The organism is Chitinibacter sp. SCUT-21 (assembly GCA_041874755.1).
Taxonomy (GTDB): Bacteria; Pseudomonadota; Gammaproteobacteria; order Burkholderiales; family Chitinibacteraceae; genus Chitinibacter.
Window position 1 is genome coordinate 2,191,648 of sequence record CP102611.1, and the last position, 19,362, is coordinate 2,211,009.

Genomic DNA, 19,362 nt, shown 5'->3' on the forward strand with positions numbered 1-19,362 from the left:
ATGATAAAATTATTCAGCGCATTAGCTCTATTTGGGGCGATGTTATTTGCTGCACCGACTTTTGCCGAAGAAGCATCTGCGGTGGCATCGAGCGTCGAAGCCGTTGTCGCTAGTGAAGTGAAAGCAGCGGTTGCATCTGCCGTTGATGCTTCAAGCGCATCGGTAGTGGAAGCAGCTCCTGCAGCAGCGCCCACGATCACGATTAATAAAGGTGACAATACTTGGTTATTCGTTGCGACGACCTTGGTGATTTTAATGTCGATCCCAGGATTGGCTTTGTTCTACGGCGGCTTGGTGCGGGCGAAAAATATGCTCTCGGTGCTAATGCAAGTGTTTACGCTGTTTAGCTTAATCACGGTGCTGTGGGTGCTTTACGGCTACAGTGTGGCGTTCACAGAGGGCAATGCGTTCTTTGGTTCTTTCTCTAAGGTACTGTTGGCTGGTGTAACGCCAGATTCGATTGCAGCTACTTTTAGTAAAGGCATTGGTATTTCTGAGTTGATCTATGTGGCCTTCCAAGGTGCATTTGCTGCGATTACTTGCGGTTTGATCGTGGGCTCATTTGCGGAACGTATCAAGTTTTCTGCGGTGCTGGTGTTCTGCGTAATTTGGTTTACTTTCAGCTACCTGCCAATTGCTCACATGGTTTGGTACTGGGCTGGTCCTGATGCCTACATCAACGCAGCAGCAGCGGAAGCGGCGACTAAAACCGCTGGTTTCTTGTTCCAAGATGGTGCTTTAGATTTTGCCGGCGGTACTGTTGTTCACATCAATGCGGCGGTAGCAGGGTTGGTCGGTTCTTACTTTGTGGGCAAACGCATTGGCTACGGCCGTGACCCAATGACACCGCATAGCCTGACGATGACGATGATTGGTGCATCATTGCTGTGGTTTGGCTGGTTTGGTTTCAATGCAGGCTCTGCGCTGGAAGCCAATGGTACTGCGGCGTTAGCGTTTGTAAATACTTGGGTTGCACCAGCAGCAGCAGCGATGAGCTGGTTGGTGGCTGAGTGGATCTTAAAAGGCAAACCTTCATTGCTGGGTGCGGCATCAGGTGCGGTAGCCGGTTTGGTGGTGATTACGCCGGCGGCAGGTTTTGTCGGTATTGGCGGTGGTCTAGTAATGGGTCTGATCGCTGGTGTTGCCGGTTTGTGGGGCGTCCATGGTCTGAAACGTCTGCTGGGTGCCGATGACTCTCTCGACGTATTTGGTGTGCACGGTGTGTGCGGTATCTTGGGCGCGATTTTGACCGGCGTTTTTGCTAGCCCAGATTTAGGCGGCACAGGCGTGTGGGACTATGTAGCCAATGGTGTTGCATCGGGCTACAGCATTGCCACGCAAGTGAAGATCCAAGCAATTGGGGTGGTGGTGACCATTGTTTGGTCTGGCGTTGTTGCTGCCATTGCCTACAAGCTGGTGGATATGACCATCGGTCTGCGCGTGAAAGAAGATGAAGAGCGCGAAGGCTTGGATGTAACGAGCCACGGAGAGAAAGCATATAACATGTAAGAAAGTTGGGGTTTAGTCCTGTAAAAGCTTCATTGACCCGCTGCATCGTCGGATGCCGCGGGTTTTTTTTCGGCAAGCTGTGCGTAATTTGCTAGATTAAAGTTCTAAGTCTCTGCGGAGTGTGCGGCAATGAAACAAATCCAAATTCGGCATTGGCTGTTTATTCTGGGTTTGACCGTAATTGCAGGCTTATGCGCTTTAGCGGTCAATAGCTGGCTTAATCAGCGCCAGATTTCTGAGCAAGTTAATCAAGCGAGCTTGCTGGCGCATCAAAGTAATGTGCTTGAGCAATTGCGTACTCAAGTCGTCGAAATCACCTTATTAGCGATGGATAATATCGTTGATAAAGACGAGGGCAAGGTTCAGGTCGAGCGGGTCCAAGAAGGTAAAAATCTTGCCGCGAGCATCGAGGCCGCCCTTAATCATGTGGCCGATCAGAATGTCCAAGAACAAATGAGAGTGCAATTTGCGCAGTTAAAGCAAGCCACTCTGCTTGAGTTGCCAAACTTAATTGAATCGCGTGCGGACGAAGCCGCTTTTGCCGCGATGGATGACAAAATTGATGGGGCAGGGTCGACCTTATCCCAACTAATTGAGACGCATAATGTAAAAATTCAAACTGCTTTTGCAGACGCTCAAGCGAAAGAAAAAACGATCCTCCAACAAACGACCGCGAGTAACTTCATATTATTTGGCATTGTGGGGGTTTTGGTTTGTGCAGCACTAATGTGGATTGCGCGAAAAATTTATCAACCGCTAGAAATCGAGCCCACTGATTTATGCCAATTGGTGGGGCAAATTGGCGCGGGCGATCTGAGTCAGAAAATTATCTATCGTCACCCTGAATCGGTATTAGCGGGTGTGTCACAAATGCAAAGCCAGTTGCAGAGCGTAGTGACGGCGATTCGCCAAGTCTCCGATCAATTAGCGCAATCGGCACAAGGGCAGGATGTTCGCGTGCAGAATTTATTAATTCGGGCTGAATCCATGAATCAAGCCGTGTCGGGCATTCAGCACAGTATTGTGCAAACGCATGATGGTTTGCAGCAAATGAATGATGGTACGCATGGCGCGATTGATTTGGCTCGCTCTGCCGGTAATTTTGCTACTGCTGGGATTGATCGGGTAAAAACGGTGGCCGCTAGCTTGCAAACCCTGGCGGGAGGTATCAATACCGCAGCCTCGGCGGTGCAGCAGTTGGGTAATAAAACGGAATCTATTTCAAGCTTGGTAATTAGTATTCGCGAAATTGCCGAACAAACTAATTTACTGGCGCTCAATGCCGCGATTGAGGCCGCGCGGGCGGGTGAGCAAGGGCGTGGCTTTGCCGTGGTGGCGGATGAAGTGCGCAAGCTAGCCGAACGCACGACGCAGGCTACGCAAGATATTGTGTCCGCAATTAGCACGATACGTGAACAAACCGTGCAAGTGGTGCAGGGGATGAGCCAAAACGTTAGCTTGGCAGATCAGGGGCTCAGTGAGACCGAAAGTGCGGAATCCACCATGAATCAGATCGTTCAAAGTAGTCAAGAAGTCGTGCATGCGGTGGATGATCTATTGCGGATTATGGCAATACAAACCGAGCAAAGTAATGCCGTAACACGCTATGTCGATGAAATTGAGCGCAATGCCCAAGAAAATCTAAGCACCTTTGCTTCGGCAGCCGAGCAGGCCAAACACTTCAACCAGCAGGCCAAAGACTTGGCAACTGCGGTCGCACGATTTAGGTTTTAGTGACAATGTGCTCAATGCCTGTTGATGAATGTGCTTAGTGCCTTTGGCATCGTTGTTTACCGTCGCCATCCGCAACGGGGATTTACTTCTCTTGAGATCTTTTATATTCAGTGCCCAAGAGAAGTACGCAAGAGCTGCTGATCCGCAGCGAAATCGACTCGCCGTGCTGGCCTCAGGACACGGCGTTCGCCACGCTTTCTCGTCGCATGCCTAGTCTCACTCCTCTTTCTGCCTTGGCTTTAACGGGAATTCAAGCCCCAAACTCATCGCGAATTACTGATCAACACACAATGAGAACATTGCCGTTTTGCTTTGGGTATGTAGTTGTGTGCTATATAAATCAGAATATTTGTTGATATACCCTGCCATTCAAGCATGTTGATGTTTTTGCTGCACCAAAGCATCCAGTGATTGAAATAATTTCTGGCTGGCGTGTTCTACAGATTGAAATTGGTGCTGAATTTGTTGTTGGCGTACAGGCTCATCGGGCCAATTGCCAGCAGAAAGCGCCAGTACTTCATGCATCGCCTCGTACAAATGTTGCTGTGGTGAGGCCAGCTCGCGAAACGCGCTGTACTGATTGTAATCGCGGTTATGGCTAATCGTAGTGTGCCACAGGCCAAACACGCTTTCGTTGGCTTGCATTTGTAAATGCTGTTTGGCTTGCCGCGCCAAATCACCGCCCATAATGCTGATATAACCATTTTGTTTAAAGTACAAAATTTCCACCTTGGCTTGCGAGGCATGGCAAACGTCTTGCACGTAGGCAATCCGCTGCAAAGCTTGTTTTGCGCGCTGCTCGCTGGTTTGAAATCGCTGCTCTATGCCGCTAACGTGTTCACCCGATTCATGCGCCATTTGCCGCATACTGCTGCTAACGCGACTAATACTGCCGGCTTTATCCTGTAAATCATTCATCACCGACGCAATCTCACCTGAGGCCATTTTGCTGCGTTCGGCCAATTTGCGCACTTCATCGGCTACTACGGCAAAGCCGCGCCCTTGCTCACCGGCCCGCGCGGCTTCAATCGCCGCATTGAGTGCCAATAAATTGGTTTGGTCTGACAAATCAGCAATCATTCCGACCGAAGAGCTCACTTTCGCAGCTAGCGTGCCAAAGTCGTCGACGGCAGAGCTGGTTTCATCTATATGCTCAATCATCGCCATTAAAGTGTTGATAAGCTGAATCACCTGCTGGCGACTTTCTTCCGCATCAGCAACGTTTTGGCTTGAAAGTCCTGCCAGATCGTCCGTTGCGCTGGCAATCCCAACCATATCGCCCTGCGTCATTTCCAAATTAGCCAATAAGTTGCGCGTATTGAGTTCGCCTAATTGTGACAGCAGCCCATTGCGGCGCTCTTTTAAGGCATTTTTTTCCAGTACGACCAGCGATTGATTGGTGCGATCGAGCGCTTCACGAAATACGCCGTGCAAACCGACTGGCTGCGCTTTGCGGAAAAAACGCCCTTGGCTGGCCATTTGCAAAGTAGTTTGCTGTTCCCGAAAACAGGCTTCAAGTTGATCTAGCATGTCGTTGATCGCCCAGCTAATACGGCCAAACTCGTCCATATTCGGAATTTGCAAAATACGCCCACCGACTTTACCTGCGGCGACGTCGTTGGCAACGCGTTCAATTTGTTTTAACAAAGCCAAATCGGTGCGCGAACGCAATACATATAGATGGCCTGTAATGATGCCGCCCAATAAGGGCAAAGTCGCCCACACACTAAAACCATGAATAAAGGTATCAATTAAAAAGCTAATGCCAAGCAGGCTGCATAAAAAAATCACCACCAAGGTGACCCTAGAGTGAAAGGACAAGTTCTTCATAGCTCACCCCGTGTTGTTGTAATAGCGAATTGAGGATGGCCAGCGAGGCATTACACGCATCGCGTGGCCCTGCTGCTTGCTCGGCGGCTAACATTTTCTGATATAAACCCGTGCAGGTATCGACCGCAGATCTTTTTGGACAGCGGCGTACAGATAGATACCCAACGATATTGCCGTTGCTGTCGTAGTCTGGCGTCACATTGGCGAGCACCCAGTAAAAGCTGCCATCTTTGGCCATGTTTTTAACGTAGGCGAATACTTCTTGCCCGCTGGCAATCGTGTCCCATAAAAATTTAAATACGCCGCGTGGCATATCGGGGTGGCGAATAATATTGTGTTGCGCGCCGAGTAGCTCTTGCTCGGTATAGCCCGAAAACTCAATAAAAATGCGGTTGCCGTAGGTAATGCGCCCCTTGGTATCGGTTTTTGAAACGATAAAATCGTTCTCGCGCATCAATTTTTCATGGCTGGTGGGAATAATTCGATTCTTCATCGTGCACCTCAAACAGTCGCAATCAGCGATTGGTGTGCCATTTGCCAAAACTCGACCAAATCTAAGCTTTCCTGCCGCTGTGCTTGGATTCGAGCCGCTTCAATCGTCGCTAAATTGCTGCGTAATGCGTTGATCACCAGCGGGTCTAGTTTGCCTTGGCGCTGTTGCTCATCGAGCATGGCCAAGACGGCTTCAGGTTCGAGACCTGAGCGGTAAGGGCGCTGCTCGGTGAGTGCGGTATACACGTCGGCAACCGCCACAATGCGTGCTCCCAGCGATAAATCGGCACCCTTGCGGTGATAGGGGTAGCCACTGCCATCGAGCCGTTCGTGATGGCAAGCTGCCCATTCGGCGACGTCTTCAAGGCCTTTGATCATGCTCAGAATATCGAGCGTTAAATAACTGTGCGAGCGAATACGCGCCATTTCACACTGGTCTAACTTACCTTGGCGTTCGATCAATTCGCTGGGGATCGCTAACTTGCCCAAGTCGTGTAAATAGCCCGCCATGCGTAATTTGATGCATTCTTGCTCGCTCATCCCTAAGTTGCGGGCAATGGATTCAGCGGTGATTGCCACGCCCGCCGAGTGCGTTGCGGTGAAATGGCTGCGCGAGTCGATGACCAAGGCAAAAAACTGCGCAAATTGCAGCATTTGCTCCATATTGAGGTCGATATTATCGAATGGCGCTAAATCCATCAGAATGCGGTCGAGGTTTTTCGAAAAAATATCCAGCCAGAAGCTCTCTTGCTGCGCAGTTTGGCAGAAGGCATCGACAAACATGGGGTGAAATTTGCGCCCTTTGGCGGCACAAATTTGCGCCACAATACTGGGTGCCGCACCCAAAATATTGTCTTTTCCTTGCGCTAATACCTCGATGCGATCAGCCAAATAGATTAAATGGCTCATCAACGGTACTTTGCGCCCGTCATGATATTCACCTTCGCCGTTTTGCCATTGCACATGATGACAATTAACGAGTGGTGCGTAGCGATAAAAGCCGGGAAAGCGTGAGAGTAATTGTGCCCCCATCCGAGCATGGGTGTGGGCGTCCTGCTCTTCAAAATCAAGCATAGACAGGCGATCAATCAGGCCAATTGCGCCAATATCATGGAAAATCGCCGCGCCAAAAACATCTTGGTAATCCTCGTCTTCAAGTCCCATGCTGCGTGCGATATGGACTGCAATTAGACAGGTGCGCTTTTGATGCGAGCCCAAGGCGGGGTCCAGTAAATCCAGCGCGGTCGACAAGGCGCAAATCATGTCGAAAAGGCGAATGCGAAACGTTGAAATCGCGTCGCCGGTGACTTCGTGGTTATACATAATTAACCTAAATATAGAGTCGCATGCTATTTGTTTTAGTCAAAAAATGGCGGTGCTCCCAATTAAAAAATGTAAATACTGTGTCTCTCTGCTGTAAAACAAGACCTAGATAAACTGCTGTGAGTTTTGTCATTATTCATTCAGCAAATCATTGAGATACTCTGAAGCTTCGAAGGGAAGGGATTACATAATGAAAAAATTGGGCATTGGGATCTTGGCGGCATTGGTGAGTGCCTCGGTTTTGGCCGCAGGCGTGTGGCGCGAAGGCGTGTACTACGCCAAAGGCGTGCGAGTGCAATACCACGGGCAAATGTATGAAGCGCTGCAAGGCCATGAAGCAACTAAAGGCGCGAATTGGAACCCCGAAGCAGTGGCGTCTCTGTGGCGAAAAATTGATTGGCAAGAACAAGCGCCGGGCAATGGTAGCTGGCGCGAAGGGATGAACTACAGCAAAGGCCAGCTGACGAGTTATCGCGGCCGCATGTATCGTTGTTTGCAAAGCCATAAAGCCGAAAAAGGCGCGGGCTGGAGCCCTGATCGCGCACCTAGCTTGTGGGAAAAGCTCGATGAAAAGCCGTATCCACAACCACGCTAAGATGGGTATATGATGCTGGGTTAATCTAGTATTGATCTTGATTGATATACCCTTGGTGAGTGTCGCATGTCCAAATTATCGGTGAAATTAGCGCAGGAAATCGCCCGTCGCACGATGGCGCTGCTGCCGTACAACATCAATGTAATGGACGAGCATGGTGTGATTTTGGCCAGCGGTTTGCCCGATCGGGTCGGGCAGCGGCACGAGGGCGCGATTTTGGCGATTGGCCAAGGCCGTGTGCTCGAAATCGACGCCGCCACCGCAGCGCACTTGCAAGGGGTCAAGCCCGGCGTGAATTTGCCGCTGTATAGCCAAGGCCAGATTGTCGGCGTGATCGGCATTACGGGCGACCCAGACGTGGTGCGGCCGATGGGCGAGCTGGTGCGGATGTGCGCCGAAATGATGCTCGAACAAAAAGCCATGTTGCGCAGCATTGAACGCGACGCGCGCCTTTACGAAGACTTGGTGCTGCAATTGATTCAGCGCCAAAGTATTTCCGATCAATCCTTGGCGCGCTGGGCCGAGCGTTTGGGCGTTGACTTAAGCGTGCCGCGCGTTGCGCTGGTAATTCGTGCCAGCGGTAATATGCTCGATAGCGAAGCGGGTCTGACCGCGCTGCAGCAGTTGCAATACCAATTACTGCATTTTGAAGCCACGCCCTTATTGGCGCGGCATAGCTTTGACGAATTTGTTTTACTGCGCCCCGCGCTGGACGAGTTAGGCCGCTGGAATCCCGCGGCGCAGCGCCGCCAATTAAGCGGTGCAATAAATGATTTACAGGCCAAAACGCCGCTGAAATTACGCGCCGTGCTCGGGCATTATTTTATGCAAGAGGGTGGGTTGGCGCTGTCGTACCAAACCGCGTGCGCCACCTTGCAGCAAGCGAATAGCGACGACATTTTGCAGCTATTCGATGAAGAGCGGCTGCCCGTCTTGCTCGCACCGTTAGCGCAAGGCTGGCAGGCAGAGCTGTTATGCGCGCCGATTGAGCGAATTCGCGCGCACGACAGAAAAGGCGTTTATCTGGCAACGCTATCGTGTTGGTTTGCCCACGATTTAAATCTGCAAACGACGGCGCAAGCGCTCAATATTCACCGCAATACACTAGATTACCGCCTCAGTCGCATTGCCGAATTAAGCAAACTTGACCTGAGTCGGCTTGAAGATCGGGTACAAATCTATATCGCACTACAACTTCCCGCGCTATCAAATCGTTAATTTTGTAGATTTGCACAAAACAATCTGCATATAAGGCCTTTGTTTTTGGATTTATTCCGAGGACATGCGCTACGAGCCCTCATAAGATGTAGTCATTAATTTTGACTTACCTTTTGGGAGTGTCGCGATGGATACGATCAGTACCCTCGGCGCGATGGTGGCCTTAGCCGTCGCCATTGGTTTGATTTTGAAAAAAGTATCGCCCACCTACGGCATGGTGGCAGGTGCTTTGATTGGTGGTTTGGTCGGTGGCGCTAGTTTGACCGAAACCGTCACCATTATGATGGACGGCGCACGCAATATTATTCCAGCCGTGTTGCGGATTATTGCCGCTGGTGTATTGGCTGGCGTGCTGATCGAATCGGGCGGTGCGGCGCGCATTGCCGATACCATCGTTAAAAAGATGGGTGAAGTGCGTGCCTTGCTCGCTTTGGCCTTGGCCACGATGATCTTGACCAGCGTTGGCGTCTTTGTCGACGTGGCGGTGATTACCGTTGCACCGATTGCCCTGATGATCGCTGAACGCGCAGGTATTTCGCGCTTTGCCGTGTTGCTGGCGATGATTGGCGGTGGTAAAGCCGGTAATGTGATGTCGCCCAATCCAAATGCAATTGCAGCGGCGGATGCATTTCAACAACCCTTAACGTCGGTGATGATGGCCGGCATTATTCCGGGCTTGGTGGGCTTGGGCGTGGCCTATTTCTTGGCACGTCGTGTCACAGCCAAAGGCAGCATGATTTCTGCCGACGAAGTGCACGATCACGGCAATCAAAACCTACCTAGCTTTGGTGCTGCGATGGTTGCGCCGCTAGTCGCGATTGGCTTACTGGCACTGCGCCCGATTGCCGATATCAAAATCGATCCGCTGATCGCCTTGCCAGTAGGCGGCATTTTGGGTTGCTTGGCGATGGGCAAAATCGCCAAAATCAATGAATACAGTATTGCTGGTTTGCAGCGCATGATGCCGGTGGCAATTATGTTGCTCGGTACCGGTACTTTGGCCGGCATTATTGCTAACTCTGAATTGAAAAACCTGTTGATCCACGTGATTGGCGGCATGGGCTTGCCGGCGTATGTATTGGCGCCTGTGGCGGGTATTTTGATGTCGATGGCCACCGCGTCGACCACCGCGGGTACAGCAGTAGCATCACAAGTATTTGGCGCCACGCTAATGACGTTGGGCGTTCCTGCTTTGGGCTCTGCCGCAATGATTCACTCAGGTGCGACGGTGCTTGACCATTTGCCGCACGGTAGCTTCTTCCATGCCACCGCTGGTGCAGTCGGCATGAATATGAATGAACGTCTGAAATTGATTCCGTACGAAACCGCCGTTGGTTTGGGCATTACCGTGACTGCCACCGTGATCTACGGCGTGATTGGTCTGGCTTAAGGAGCGCAGCAATGAAAAAAATCGTGATTGCACCTGATTCATTTAAAGAATCACTCAGCGCCAAACAAGTTGCTCATGAAATCGCGCAAGCCATCGCCAGTGTGATGCCACATGTGCAAACCGTGCAAGTGCCGATGGCCGACGGTGGGGAGGGGACGCTCGAGGCTTTGGTCGACGCCACCGGTGGCCAGTTTCATCGCAGCTTTGTCCGCGGGCCGATGGGCGATGTGGTCGACGCACAATGGGGGATGCTCGGTGATGGACGTACCGCGGTCATCGAGATGGCCGCAGCCAGCGGCTTGGCCTTGCTGACTATCGAGCGCCGCAACCCGCTGCTGACCAGCACCGAAGGCACAGGCGATTTGATCAAAGCCGCACTCGATGCGGGTGCGCGCCGCTTTATTCTGGCGATTGGTGGCTCGGCAACCAATGATGGCGGTAGCGGCATGCTGCGTGCGCTTGGCGCGCGTTTTCTGGATGCGCAAGGCCGTGAGCTGGCGCGCGGTGGCGCGGCATTGGCGCAGTTGGCAAGCATCGATTTGCGCGATTTAGACCCGCGCCTATTGGCCAGCGAGTTTGACGTGGCGTGCGACGTGGATAATCCGCTAACCGGCCCGCGTGGTGCGTCGGCGATTTTCGGCCCGCAAAAAGGCGCTACGCCAGAGATGGTGCAAACCTTGGATGCCGCCTTGGCGCATTACGCGCATATCATTCGCGAGCAGCTTGGCCGCGATGTTGAACACGCCGCTGGTGCTGGTGCAGCCGGAGGCATGGGGGCCGCTGCCTTGGCGTTTTTCACCCATTGTCGTCTACGGCGCGGCGTTGATATCGTGCTCGATGCGACGGGGTTGGCGCAGCACTTGGCCGATGCTGATTTAGTGATTACCGGTGAAGGCCGCCTCGACGGGCAGACGATTTTTGGCAAAACGCCAATTGGCGTGGCGCAACTAGCCAAACAATATGGTTTACCGGTGATCGGCATTGGTGGCTGCTTGCGCGAAGATGTGCATGAAGTGTACGAGCACGGCATCGACGCGGTGTTCTCATGCGTGCATAAAGCGATGGATTTGCAAGAAGCCCTCGCCGGTGCGCAACAAAATCTAGCTCGCACCGCACGTAACGTGGCCAGCGTGATTCATTTGATGAAGAGGTGAGTTGGGGTGGGTATGTCTATGTAGTCAATTGCGGGATTGTTTTACATTGATATACCCACACTCACACAGATCAATCGTGATGAGTGCTGTTATATGGCTCTGCTTGCTGAGCTTAGGCGATAGACTTTAGAGGTTTCGTCCTGCGCGCCATTGGTTGGCGCGCTGAGTCGCAATAATGTCGTGCGGTGTTGGTGGACTATAGTTTTGCAATAACTCAATCGCATCCCGATCTTGTTGCGATGCGGCGATTTTGAGCCATGTTAAACCATCGATCATGTCTTGCTCGCTCGGCGAATTGGCGGGGTTTAGTAAGGAGCGACCAAGACGATATTGTGCATCTTCATTCCCTGACACAGCAGCCGTTTGATAATACTGCCTTGCTAATTCTAAGCTTTGCGCAACGCCGATGCCTTTTTCATGCATATAAGCTAGGCTGACCATCGCATAGCTATCTTGTCGTAGACCTTGTTGATCAGATGCCGCTTGTTTGAGCAGACTTTGTGCCTTGCTGGTGTCGACGGCCACGCCGTATTTACCAAATAAATATACCCAGCCCAGATAGCCCAAGGCTTTCGGATGCGATGCCGACGCGGCTTGATTCAGCCATTTGAGGCCTTCAGCCTCATTCAATGGCGTGCCCAACGCTTTGAGATGGATATACGACAAAGCCAACATACTACTGGCATCACCTTTATTGGCGGCGCGTTGATAGTAATCGATCGCCAGCGGTACATTGCTGCTGCAAATGCCGTCTTGTTTATTATAAAGGCCAACATTGTGCTCGGCTTCGCGCAGGCCAGTATCGGCGGCTTCTTTAATCAGCTTGCAGCCTTCAGCCTCATCGCGTTGCACGCCACGCCCTTCGATCAATAACAGGCCATAACCGTTTTTAGCGTAAGCGTAATCTTGCTTAGCAGCTTTTTTGTACCACATCGCGGCTTGAAATGGATCGGCTTCAACGCCAATGCCCAGATCGTATAAATAAGCGACGCGACTTTGCGTATCGGCGTCGCCACTGAGCGCGGCTTTTTCCGCCCACGCAAACGCTTGCTCGGGTGATTGCTCAACGCCATTGCCATCCTCGTAGCGGTAGGACAACTCAAGCGCAGCGTCATAGTCGGAGCTTGCTTTTTGCTGCAGCTCGGCGACACTCATATTTCGCAGGGCAGGCTCATTCGAATAAAACTGCTTAATTTTTTCTAGCCCCGCCCCGTCGTCTCGTAGCAGGGTATAGGTAGCAAAAAGGGCGCTGGCGCACAGGAAAATGGATAGAAAGCGAGAAGGCATCGTTGCAAAGCGAAGTTGACAATATTTCCGTTAGCTTACCACTTCATTTTGATTGTGTTGGTTTTTACGACGTAAAGGATCTCACACCCGCAATTGGGGGCGATAAAAACCTGCGCCCTTGGGTGGGCGCAGATTTGGTTTAGGTGCGGAATTTGGCGACCAAATCGGACATTCGTTTGGCGGAATTGTCGAGCGATGTCACCGAGTTGGCCACTTCATTGATCGAGAAGTTATTTTCTTGCGCCATATTGCTGATGTGTTCGATGTTTTTCGCTATGTCGGTGCTGGCTGCGGCTTGTTCGCGCGTGGCGTCGGCGATGATGGCGACGTCATTGATTAATGCGCGCGTTTCGCCAGAGACATGGCCGATCGCGTCGCTTGCTTGCTGCGAAATCGAGATGCAACTGCTGATCTGCGTGCGCGTACGCTGCATGTTTTGATCTGAACTCGCGATCTCACCTTGAATATCGTTGACGATATGGCTGATTTCCTGCGTCGCCTCGCCTGTGCGGGCCGCAAGTTTGCGCACTTCATCGGCGACAACGGCAAAGCCACGGCCTTGCTCGCCAGCGCGTGCCGCTTCAATCGCAGCATTCAATGCCAGCAAATTAGTTTGATCGGCAATGTCTTTAATCGCACTCAAAATGCTCTCTACTTTGGCCGATTGCTGGTTCAGTTTGCTCATTGAATCGGATAGCGCATCCACCGTTTGATTCACTTGCTCAATCTGCGTCGACACATTGTGCACCAACTGTTGGCCTTGTTCGGTCGCTTGGCCGGTGTTATGCGCGCTTTGCTCAAAACGATGCGCGCTTTCGGCTATGTGTTGAATGCTCACCGTCACTTCTTCAACGCTGGCGGCGGTTGCGCTGGAGGATTCGGCTTGCTGATGCGAGGCGTTGGTCACTTTATCGGCGACCGAGCTTAGCTGTCGTGCGGCCACGCCAACGGCTTCGCTTTCTTGGCGTACTTGCACAAACATCGCACGCAGTTGCTCCATAAAGCGATTAAAGGCTTCGCTGGTGCGGCCAATTTCATCGTTGGATTGTACTTCAAGCCGGCGAGTGAGATCGCCTTCGCCGTTGGCTAGCGTTTCCATGGCCCGCGCCAAACGGGCCAATGGCGCCGTGAGCACCGTTAAAATGGCGGCTAACACGGACAGCAAGGCCAGACCCGCGATCACGCCAGTAATAATGGCGCTATTGCGCGCTTTTTCCGCGTCGGCCACGATGACCGCTTTCGGAATCGACACGCCCAAGCCCCAATATTGATCGGTATTGCCCACTTTAATTGCGTGCCAAACGTGTAATTCGCCGTCGCGTTCAAAATCCAGCGTCTTTCCGGCCTGAATTTGGGCCAGTAGATCGGCGGGGTAGCGCTCAGTGATGAGCGGCTTACCCAGCAATTGGCTGTCGCTGTTGACGACATACTGGCCGCCATTCGAGATCAGCGTTAGATAGCCCACGCCAAACGGTTTGTATTGGCTAAAGATCTGCTGCAAACGATCGAGTGGCAAATCGACCGATGCGACCCCGGCAAAGGCGCCGGTGGTTGTTTTCATCGCCACCGATAGCGTCGACATCAAGATGCTCTTGCCTTGCACATCGTAAGTGGTCGGCTCGGTTACGGTATCGCGCTGGCGCGATTTGGGAATAAAGTAAAAATCACCCCAGCCTGCTTCTTCATAGCGTGGTTTATAGCCCGCAGGGTTAGATCGAAATGGCTCGGCTTCAGCTTGTTGCTTGCTGCCGAGCATTACATCTTGTGCCACTTTGTCGCCCGAGCGCGTGATATACGGCATATAGCGACCGGTTGGATCGTGCCGTGGCCAATCGCTGGCGTATTCGGCGTCTTTGCCATCGAGCGCATTGGGCTCCATCAGCATCCACAGGCCTGAGGCATCAGGGTAGCCGCCGAGTAATTTAATAATCATCTGATCGATGGCTTGGCGTTTGGGAAAATGCTCGCCTCTCAAGCCTTCCACCGCATCGGCTAAATGGCGCGGTAGCGCAAAGCCTTGGGCAAATTTCGCTTCAATTTGCTGGGCATAGGCTTCGGTTTGCTCATAGGCCCGCGCTTTACCAACGCGCTCGGCATCGGCATACACTTGGCTGGAAATAACCCAGATCATCGCCGTGACCCCCAGTGTGATGGCCACTGTTGCTGCGATCAAAACTTTGCTGCGCATCTGTAAGTGTGCAAACTGCATAAGTGTTCCTCAATGACGAGATCCGGAAATGATGTTTAAGTCATATTCTTTTCGGCGAGTTTAAGCATTTGCTTATGAATATGGCATTGCTTTTATCCCTAAGCATAGGTCAAGCCGAGTGAAAAAAAGAAATAGCTTGAGCTCATTTAGCAACGGTTGGTGGTGTTAATAATAAAAAAAGAGCGCTTTGCAAACAAAGCGCTCAATTTATTTAAATACGATGGCTTGGTATTGGCCTGTATTGCTTATTGAATAGGTGATATTGAGATATACCCAGCGTGATTATTTAATAGCCAGCAATTCCACTTCAAAAATCAGTGTGGCATTGGCAGGGATTACGCCCGGTACACCGCGCTCGCCGTAGGCCAATTTTGGTGGGCAAACCAGTTTAGCCTTACCGCCTACTTTGATTTTCTGTACGCCTTCAGTCCAGCACGGCACCACGCGGCTCAGCGGGAAAGTCGCAGGCTCGCCGCGTTTGTACGAGCTATCAAATTCTTTACCATCAGGCAAAGTGCCACGGTAATGCACGCTGACCGTATCAAGCGCTTTGGGATTCGCGCCTTTGCCTTCTTTTAGCATTGTGATTTCGATGCCCGATTCGGTTTTGATGGCCTTGGCCGCACTGCTGGCGCTGCTAGCCGCTGGGGCTGCGACGGCGTTGAAAGTGAGTGCGGCAAGCGCGATTGCGAGGTATTTCATCGTAGGTCCTTAATGGGTATAGGCTAATAAATAACATACAGCATGCTTTACAGGTAAATACATTGGCGGGTATTTAAACCACTTGCCCCATCCGCAGCAATGGGCGCGGTTCGACCAGTACATTGTGCGTGTTATCCGACACCCACGTTTGGCCGTCTTGAATCGTAAATTGCAATTGCATCGTGCGCTCGGTCATTTTGGCCAGCTCAGCCAAGGTTTCGGCGTCGATGCCGACGACGTTCAGATGGTCAAAGCGGGTCAGTTGGCCTTTGATGCCGTCAAACCAAATATCCACCACGCGTGCGCCGTAGGCGTAAATCCACACGCTCGCTGAGCGACCGCAGGCTTTTTTGATCCGTTTTTCGTCGGGCATCCCCAAATCGATCCAGTTTTCGATTGCACCAGTTAGATCCATTTGCCAGATATCAGGCTCGTCGTCCGCACACAGGCCGCGCGTGAGTTCGAGCGTTTCGCTGGCGTGCTGCGCAAAAGCCACCAGCCGCAACATCATGCGCTCATCGGTTTCGGAAGGGTGGCGCGCCAATGTCAGATGATGGGTCGCGTAATAATTGCGATCCATATCGGTGATATTCAGTTCGGCTTTAAAAACAGTGGATTTCAGGGCCATGATGCATGCTGCGGCAGGAAAAACAGTAGTTTAACGCGTTCATCGCGCGTAAGACAGCAACTTACATTCTGCCCTGTCGTGATTGGCACTACGGGATAATTGGCGAGCTGAATACGACTTTTGTGTCGCCTTTGATCGTTTAGCGCAAAAAAAGCGACATTTTTTGCACCTAGCGTTTGTTTTTTCGACTAAATACTCTGTAGAATCCGAGTTTTAGCGCCCAACCAATCGGCGCGCCGTAGCGCAGCGTTCTAGCTGGCCGGCCTCTCTCATCAATTTACCTAAACCTGCCCTGGATTGGTATCGCGCCCGCGATAGGCCGCAGCAGGAATATTCAATGTCTGATCTGACTTTTGCCGATCTTAAATTGGCCGAGCCGCTATTGCGCGCTGTGGCTGAAACTGGTTACACCTCGCCTACGCCGATTCAGGCGCAAGCGATTCCTCAAGTGATTTTAGGCGGCGACTTACTCGCCGCAGCGCAAACCGGCACCGGTAAAACCGCCGGTTTTACGCTACCGATTTTGCAACGCCTGATTGAACGCGGTGCACCAAGCAGTGAAAAAGGCGCGCCGCGCGTACTGATCTTAACCCCGACGCGTGAACTGGCCGCGCAGGTGGAAGAATCGGTGCAAACCTACGGCAAATACCTGCCGTACACGTCGATGGTGATGTTTGGCGGGGTGAATATCAAACCGCAATTGCGTCGCTTGCATTCGCCACTGGATATTCTGGTTGCTACGCCGGGTCGATTGCTCGATCACGTCGGCCAGCAAACGGTTGATTTATCCGCCGTCGAAATTCTGGTGCTGGATGAAGCCGATCGCATGCTCGATATGGGATTTATCCACGACATCAAAAAGGTGCTGAAACTCGTACCTGAAGAGCGCCAAAATCTGCTGTTCTCGGCCACATTCAGCGACGAAATCAAAGAACTGGCCGATAAGCTACTGAATAACCCAGCGCTGATCGAAGTCGCTCGCCGCAATACCACCAATGAATTGGTGAGCCAGCGCGTGCACTTGGTCGATCGCGATAAAAAGCTGCCGCTGCTGACGCAATTGATTAAAGAAGGTGATTGGCATCAGGTCTTGGTGTTTATGCGCACCAAGCACGCGTGTAACCGCATCGCTGAAAAACTGAATAAAGACGGCATTACCGCGATGGCAATTCACGGCAATAAGAGCCAGAACGCCCGCACTGCGGCACTGGCGCAATTTAAAACTGGCGAGCTGCAAGTGCTGGTCGCGACCGATATCGCCGCGCGCGGTTTGGATATTGAAGAATTGCCACACGTGGTGAATTTCGAATTGCCGAATATTCCAGAAGACTACGTACACCGCATTGGCCGTACGGGTCGCGCTGGCTGTACCGGCGAAGCGCTGTCGCTGGTGTGCGTTGACGAGATGGAATACCTGAAAAACATCGAAAAGCTGACCAAGCAATCGATTCCACAATTTACTGTACCCGGTTATGAAGCCGATTTAAGCGTCAAGCCAGAGCCGATTGTGCGTGGTGGCTTGGGTCGTGATCGCCCGCCGCGCAACCCGCGCAATGCCAACTCTCGTCCGCCGAAAGGTTGGAACAAAGCCAACGCTGAAGCGCTGCAGGCGGAAAAAGACGCAATGCTCGCAGCGGGCGCAACGCCGGAAGAAGTCGCCAAAGTGATGGCGGCGAAAAAAGCTGAGGCCGAGAGCAAAGCCCAACGCAGCCCACGTAGCGGTCAAGGTCGTCGTCGCAACGATGCGCGCGCTGAAGGCCGTGCAGACACGGTAGAAACCGCAGCAGTCAGCGCCGATGGTGACGCGCCGCAAACGCGTGCACCGCGCCAGCCGCGCGAAGGTCAACAGCGCGGCCGTGGTCGTCGCCCAGCGGATGAAACACGGGTAGATGGCGAACAGCCAAGCCGCGCACCACGCCAAGAACGAGCACCGCGTGATGGTGCGCCTCGTCAGGAATGTGGCCCACGCAATGACGAGCGTCGCGGTCCACGCGGCGAAGGCCGTAGCAATGAGCAACGTCGCCCACGCGCGGAATCGCGTGATGATGCAGGCCGTGCGCCACAACGCGCACCGCGTGAGCGTATGGATTATGACGAGCGCCAACCAGTATCCAATGCCAACGCGCTGCCTGCCGAATTGATGCAAGGTGGTCGTCGTGGCTGCGGTCAACAGCGTCGCAGCAACGGCAACGCGGCTTACGATCCACTCGGCGGCTTCCCACCGATTCCACGCCAAGGCGGTTATTACGATAAACCAGACAGCGGCGGCCGTGGTGGCCCGCGTGGCGATAGCCGTGCTCGTCCAGCAGGGCGCGATGGTGCTCGTAGCGATACGCGTGCGGATACACGCACCGATACACGAGGTGGCCGCCCACCAGCTCGCGACGGTCGCCCCGCCGCGCGTGATGGCCGTTCGGCGCACGACGCGCAACGCAGCGATCATCGCAAACCGCAAAACCACACCGCGCATTCGGAAGGGCACCGTGGTCAGCCACGTCGTCGCCCAACGCAAACCGCCGCCTTGCTCGGTGGTGGCAAACCACGTGATGAAGAGTAATTTCTTCAGCGCTTAAAAAAGGCTGCCTTGGCAGCCTTTTTTTATGCCGGTAGCGCACAGGCTGCACTTTCTGGCTGTATTTGCTCCGCCAACGCCGAGCGGCATTGCTGTAAAAATTGCGTGAGCTTGGCTGGGTAATCGGGCTGCACGGCGCCGATGATCGACGCGCGTTGGCGCAGGGCTTGGTGCCATGCGTTGACTTTGGGCGTGCTGCGCAAGAAATCAAAATCCGTCACTTGCTCAAACACGTCAAAGTAGCGAAACACCGGGCCAAATACCGCGTCAACCAAGCAGAACTGCGCGCCAGCAAAATACGGCGTGTGATGCAATGCCGACTCCAGCGTCGCCAGCTTGCCGCGAATTTCCTCCGCTTTCGCCGCCAAAGCCTCAGTACTGCTGGCGCTGTAAAAACCGGCAATGCTATTGAGTAGATTGGAGGCAAATTCAATCCAGCCGCGGTGTTGCGCCCGCAAGATGGCATCGCTGGGGTGCAGCGCCGGGGCGATGGTTTCGTCCAGATATTCGCAAATCACTGCCGATTCAAAAATCGCTTGGCCATCGACCAGTAGTACCGGCGTTTTACCCAGCGGCGAAATTTGCAAAAACCAGTCTGGCTTATTCGCAAGATCAATATCAACGCGGGTAAACGGGATGTTTTTCTCCGCCAACACAATCGCCGCGCGTTGTACGTAGGGGCACAGTGGATGGCTGATCAGGGTGAGCTTAGGCAACAT

14 protein-coding genes and 1 pseudogene are annotated in these 19,362 nt (G+C 52.7%); 7 read left to right on the forward strand and 8 right to left on the reverse strand.

What is annotated here, in order from left to right; genetic code table 11:
• Nucleotides 1-1,509 (forward strand): ammonium transporter, encoded by a 1,509-nt coding sequence (gene amt, locus NT239_10250; protein ID XGA70171.1) that lies wholly within the window; start codon nucleotides 1-3, stop codon nucleotides 1,507-1,509.
• Between the two features lie 129 nt (nucleotides 1,510-1,638).
• Nucleotides 1,639-3,243: a methyl-accepting chemotaxis protein gene (locus tag NT239_10255; protein XGA70172.1), complete on the forward strand. Its 1,605-nt coding sequence runs from the start codon at nucleotides 1,639-1,641 to the stop codon at nucleotides 3,241-3,243.
• Between the two features lie 369 nt (nucleotides 3,244-3,612).
• On the opposite strand, the gene NT239_10260 is transcribed toward NT239_10255, so the two are convergent.
• The 3 genes from NT239_10260 to NT239_10270 all read right to left on the reverse strand — a co-directional run bounded on the left by NT239_10260 (nucleotide 3,613) and on the right by NT239_10270 (nucleotide 6,888).
• Nucleotides 3,613-4,518 carry a methyl-accepting chemotaxis protein gene (locus NT239_10260; protein XGA72797.1) on the reverse strand — a complete coding sequence of 302 codons (906 nt, stop codon included), beginning with the start codon at nucleotides 4,516-4,518 and terminating at the stop codon, nucleotides 3,613-3,615.
• A gap of 529 nt (nucleotides 4,519-5,047) precedes the next feature.
• Entirely contained in the window at nucleotides 5,048-5,566 is a 519-nt protein-coding gene (locus NT239_10265; protein XGA70173.1) for a PAS domain-containing protein, read from the reverse strand.
• 8 nt (nucleotides 5,567-5,574) lie between these two features.
• On the reverse strand, nucleotides 5,575-6,888 hold the full coding sequence (locus NT239_10270) for an HD domain-containing protein (protein ID XGA70174.1): 1,314 nt from the start codon (nucleotides 6,886-6,888) through the stop codon (nucleotides 5,575-5,577).
• Nucleotides 6,889-7,078: 190 nt separating this feature from the next.
• Between NT239_10270 and NT239_10275 the strand changes: the two genes are divergently transcribed.
• From NT239_10275 to NT239_10290, 4 genes are all read left to right on the forward strand, one after another.
• Complete coding sequence (locus tag NT239_10275) at nucleotides 7,079-7,483, forward strand: hypothetical protein (GenBank protein ID XGA70175.1); 405 nt, start codon at nucleotides 7,079-7,081, stop codon at nucleotides 7,481-7,483.
• A gap of 66 nt (nucleotides 7,484-7,549) precedes the next feature.
• Entirely contained in the window at nucleotides 7,550-8,701 is a 1,152-nt protein-coding gene (locus NT239_10280; GenBank protein XGA70176.1) for a helix-turn-helix domain-containing protein, read from the forward strand.
• Nucleotides 8,702-8,828: 127 nt separating this feature from the next.
• Entirely contained in the window at nucleotides 8,829-10,091 is a 1,263-nt protein-coding gene (locus NT239_10285) for a GntP family permease (GenBank protein XGA70177.1), read from the forward strand.
• 11 nt (nucleotides 10,092-10,102) lie between these two features.
• Nucleotides 10,103-11,245, forward strand: coding sequence for a glycerate kinase (locus tag NT239_10290; GenBank protein XGA70178.1), 1,143 nt, complete (start codon nucleotides 10,103-10,105; stop codon nucleotides 11,243-11,245).
• Between the two features lie 126 nt (nucleotides 11,246-11,371).
• Here the strand turns inward: NT239_10290 and NT239_10295 are convergent, their stop codons facing one another.
• The 4 genes from NT239_10295 to NT239_10310 all read right to left on the reverse strand — a co-directional run bounded on the left by NT239_10295 (nucleotide 11,372) and on the right by NT239_10310 (nucleotide 16,071).
• The gene (locus NT239_10295; GenBank protein XGA70179.1) at nucleotides 11,372-12,532 is read right to left on the reverse strand and encodes an SEL1-like repeat protein; all 1,161 of its coding nucleotides are present in this window, start codon (nucleotides 12,530-12,532) and stop codon (nucleotides 11,372-11,374) included.
• 139 nt (nucleotides 12,533-12,671) lie between these two features.
• A complete protein-coding gene (locus NT239_10300; GenBank protein ID XGA70180.1) occupies nucleotides 12,672-14,741 on the reverse strand; it encodes a methyl-accepting chemotaxis protein in 2,070 nt (689 codons plus the stop codon).
• 282 nt (nucleotides 14,742-15,023) lie between these two features.
• Nucleotides 15,024-15,443 (reverse strand): FKBP-type peptidyl-prolyl cis-trans isomerase, encoded by a 420-nt coding sequence (locus NT239_10305; protein XGA70181.1) that lies wholly within the window; start codon nucleotides 15,441-15,443, stop codon nucleotides 15,024-15,026.
• Between the two features lie 73 nt (nucleotides 15,444-15,516).
• Nucleotides 15,517-16,071, reverse strand: coding sequence for a YaeQ family protein (locus NT239_10310; protein XGA70182.1), 555 nt, complete (start codon nucleotides 16,069-16,071; stop codon nucleotides 15,517-15,519).
• Between the two features lie 337 nt (nucleotides 16,072-16,408).
• On the opposite strand from NT239_10310, the pseudogene NT239_10315 reads away from it, so the two are divergent.
• Nucleotides 16,409-17,590 (forward strand): annotated as a pseudogene (locus NT239_10315) (DEAD/DEAH box helicase).
• 1,079 nt (nucleotides 17,591-18,669) lie between these two features.
• Here the strand turns inward: NT239_10315 and NT239_10320 are convergent.
• Nucleotides 18,670-19,362 (reverse strand): glutathione S-transferase family protein, encoded by a 693-nt coding sequence (locus tag NT239_10320; GenBank protein XGA70183.1) that lies wholly within the window; start codon nucleotides 19,360-19,362, stop codon nucleotides 18,670-18,672.

Bases quoted from the DNA above. Each gene is read 5' to 3' on its own strand.
- amt (XGA70171.1), top strand. From the start codon at position 1: ATGATAAAATTATTCAGCGCATTAGCTCTATTTGGGGCGATGTTATTT.
- NT239_10255 (XGA70172.1), top strand. From the start codon at position 1,639: ATGAAACAAATCCAAATTCGGCATTGGCTGTTTATTCTGGGTTTGACC.
- NT239_10260 (XGA72797.1), bottom strand. From the start codon at position 4,518: ATGGTTGGGATTGCCAGCGCAACGGACGATCTGGCAGGACTTTCAAGC.
- NT239_10265 (XGA70173.1), bottom strand. From the start codon at position 5,566: ATGAAGAATCGAATTATTCCCACCAGCCATGAAAAATTGATGCGCGAG.
- NT239_10270 (XGA70174.1), bottom strand. From the start codon at position 6,888: ATGTATAACCACGAAGTCACCGGCGACGCGATTTCAACGTTTCGCATT.
- NT239_10275 (XGA70175.1), top strand. From the start codon at position 7,079: ATGAAAAAATTGGGCATTGGGATCTTGGCGGCATTGGTGAGTGCCTCG.
- NT239_10280 (XGA70176.1), top strand. From the start codon at position 7,550: ATGTCCAAATTATCGGTGAAATTAGCGCAGGAAATCGCCCGTCGCACG.
- NT239_10285 (XGA70177.1), top strand. From the start codon at position 8,829: ATGGATACGATCAGTACCCTCGGCGCGATGGTGGCCTTAGCCGTCGCC.
- NT239_10290 (XGA70178.1), top strand. From the start codon at position 10,103: ATGAAAAAAATCGTGATTGCACCTGATTCATTTAAAGAATCACTCAGC.
- NT239_10295 (XGA70179.1), bottom strand. From the start codon at position 12,532: ATGCCTTCTCGCTTTCTATCCATTTTCCTGTGCGCCAGCGCCCTTTTT.
- NT239_10300 (XGA70180.1), bottom strand. From the start codon at position 14,741: ATGCAGTTTGCACACTTACAGATGCGCAGCAAAGTTTTGATCGCAGCA.
- NT239_10305 (XGA70181.1), bottom strand. From the start codon at position 15,443: ATGAAATACCTCGCAATCGCGCTTGCCGCACTCACTTTCAACGCCGTC.
- NT239_10310 (XGA70182.1), bottom strand. From the start codon at position 16,071: ATGGCCCTGAAATCCACTGTTTTTAAAGCCGAACTGAATATCACCGAT.
- NT239_10320 (XGA70183.1), bottom strand. From the start codon at position 19,362: ATGTTGCCTAAGCTCACCCTGATCAGCCATCCACTGTGCCCCTACGTA.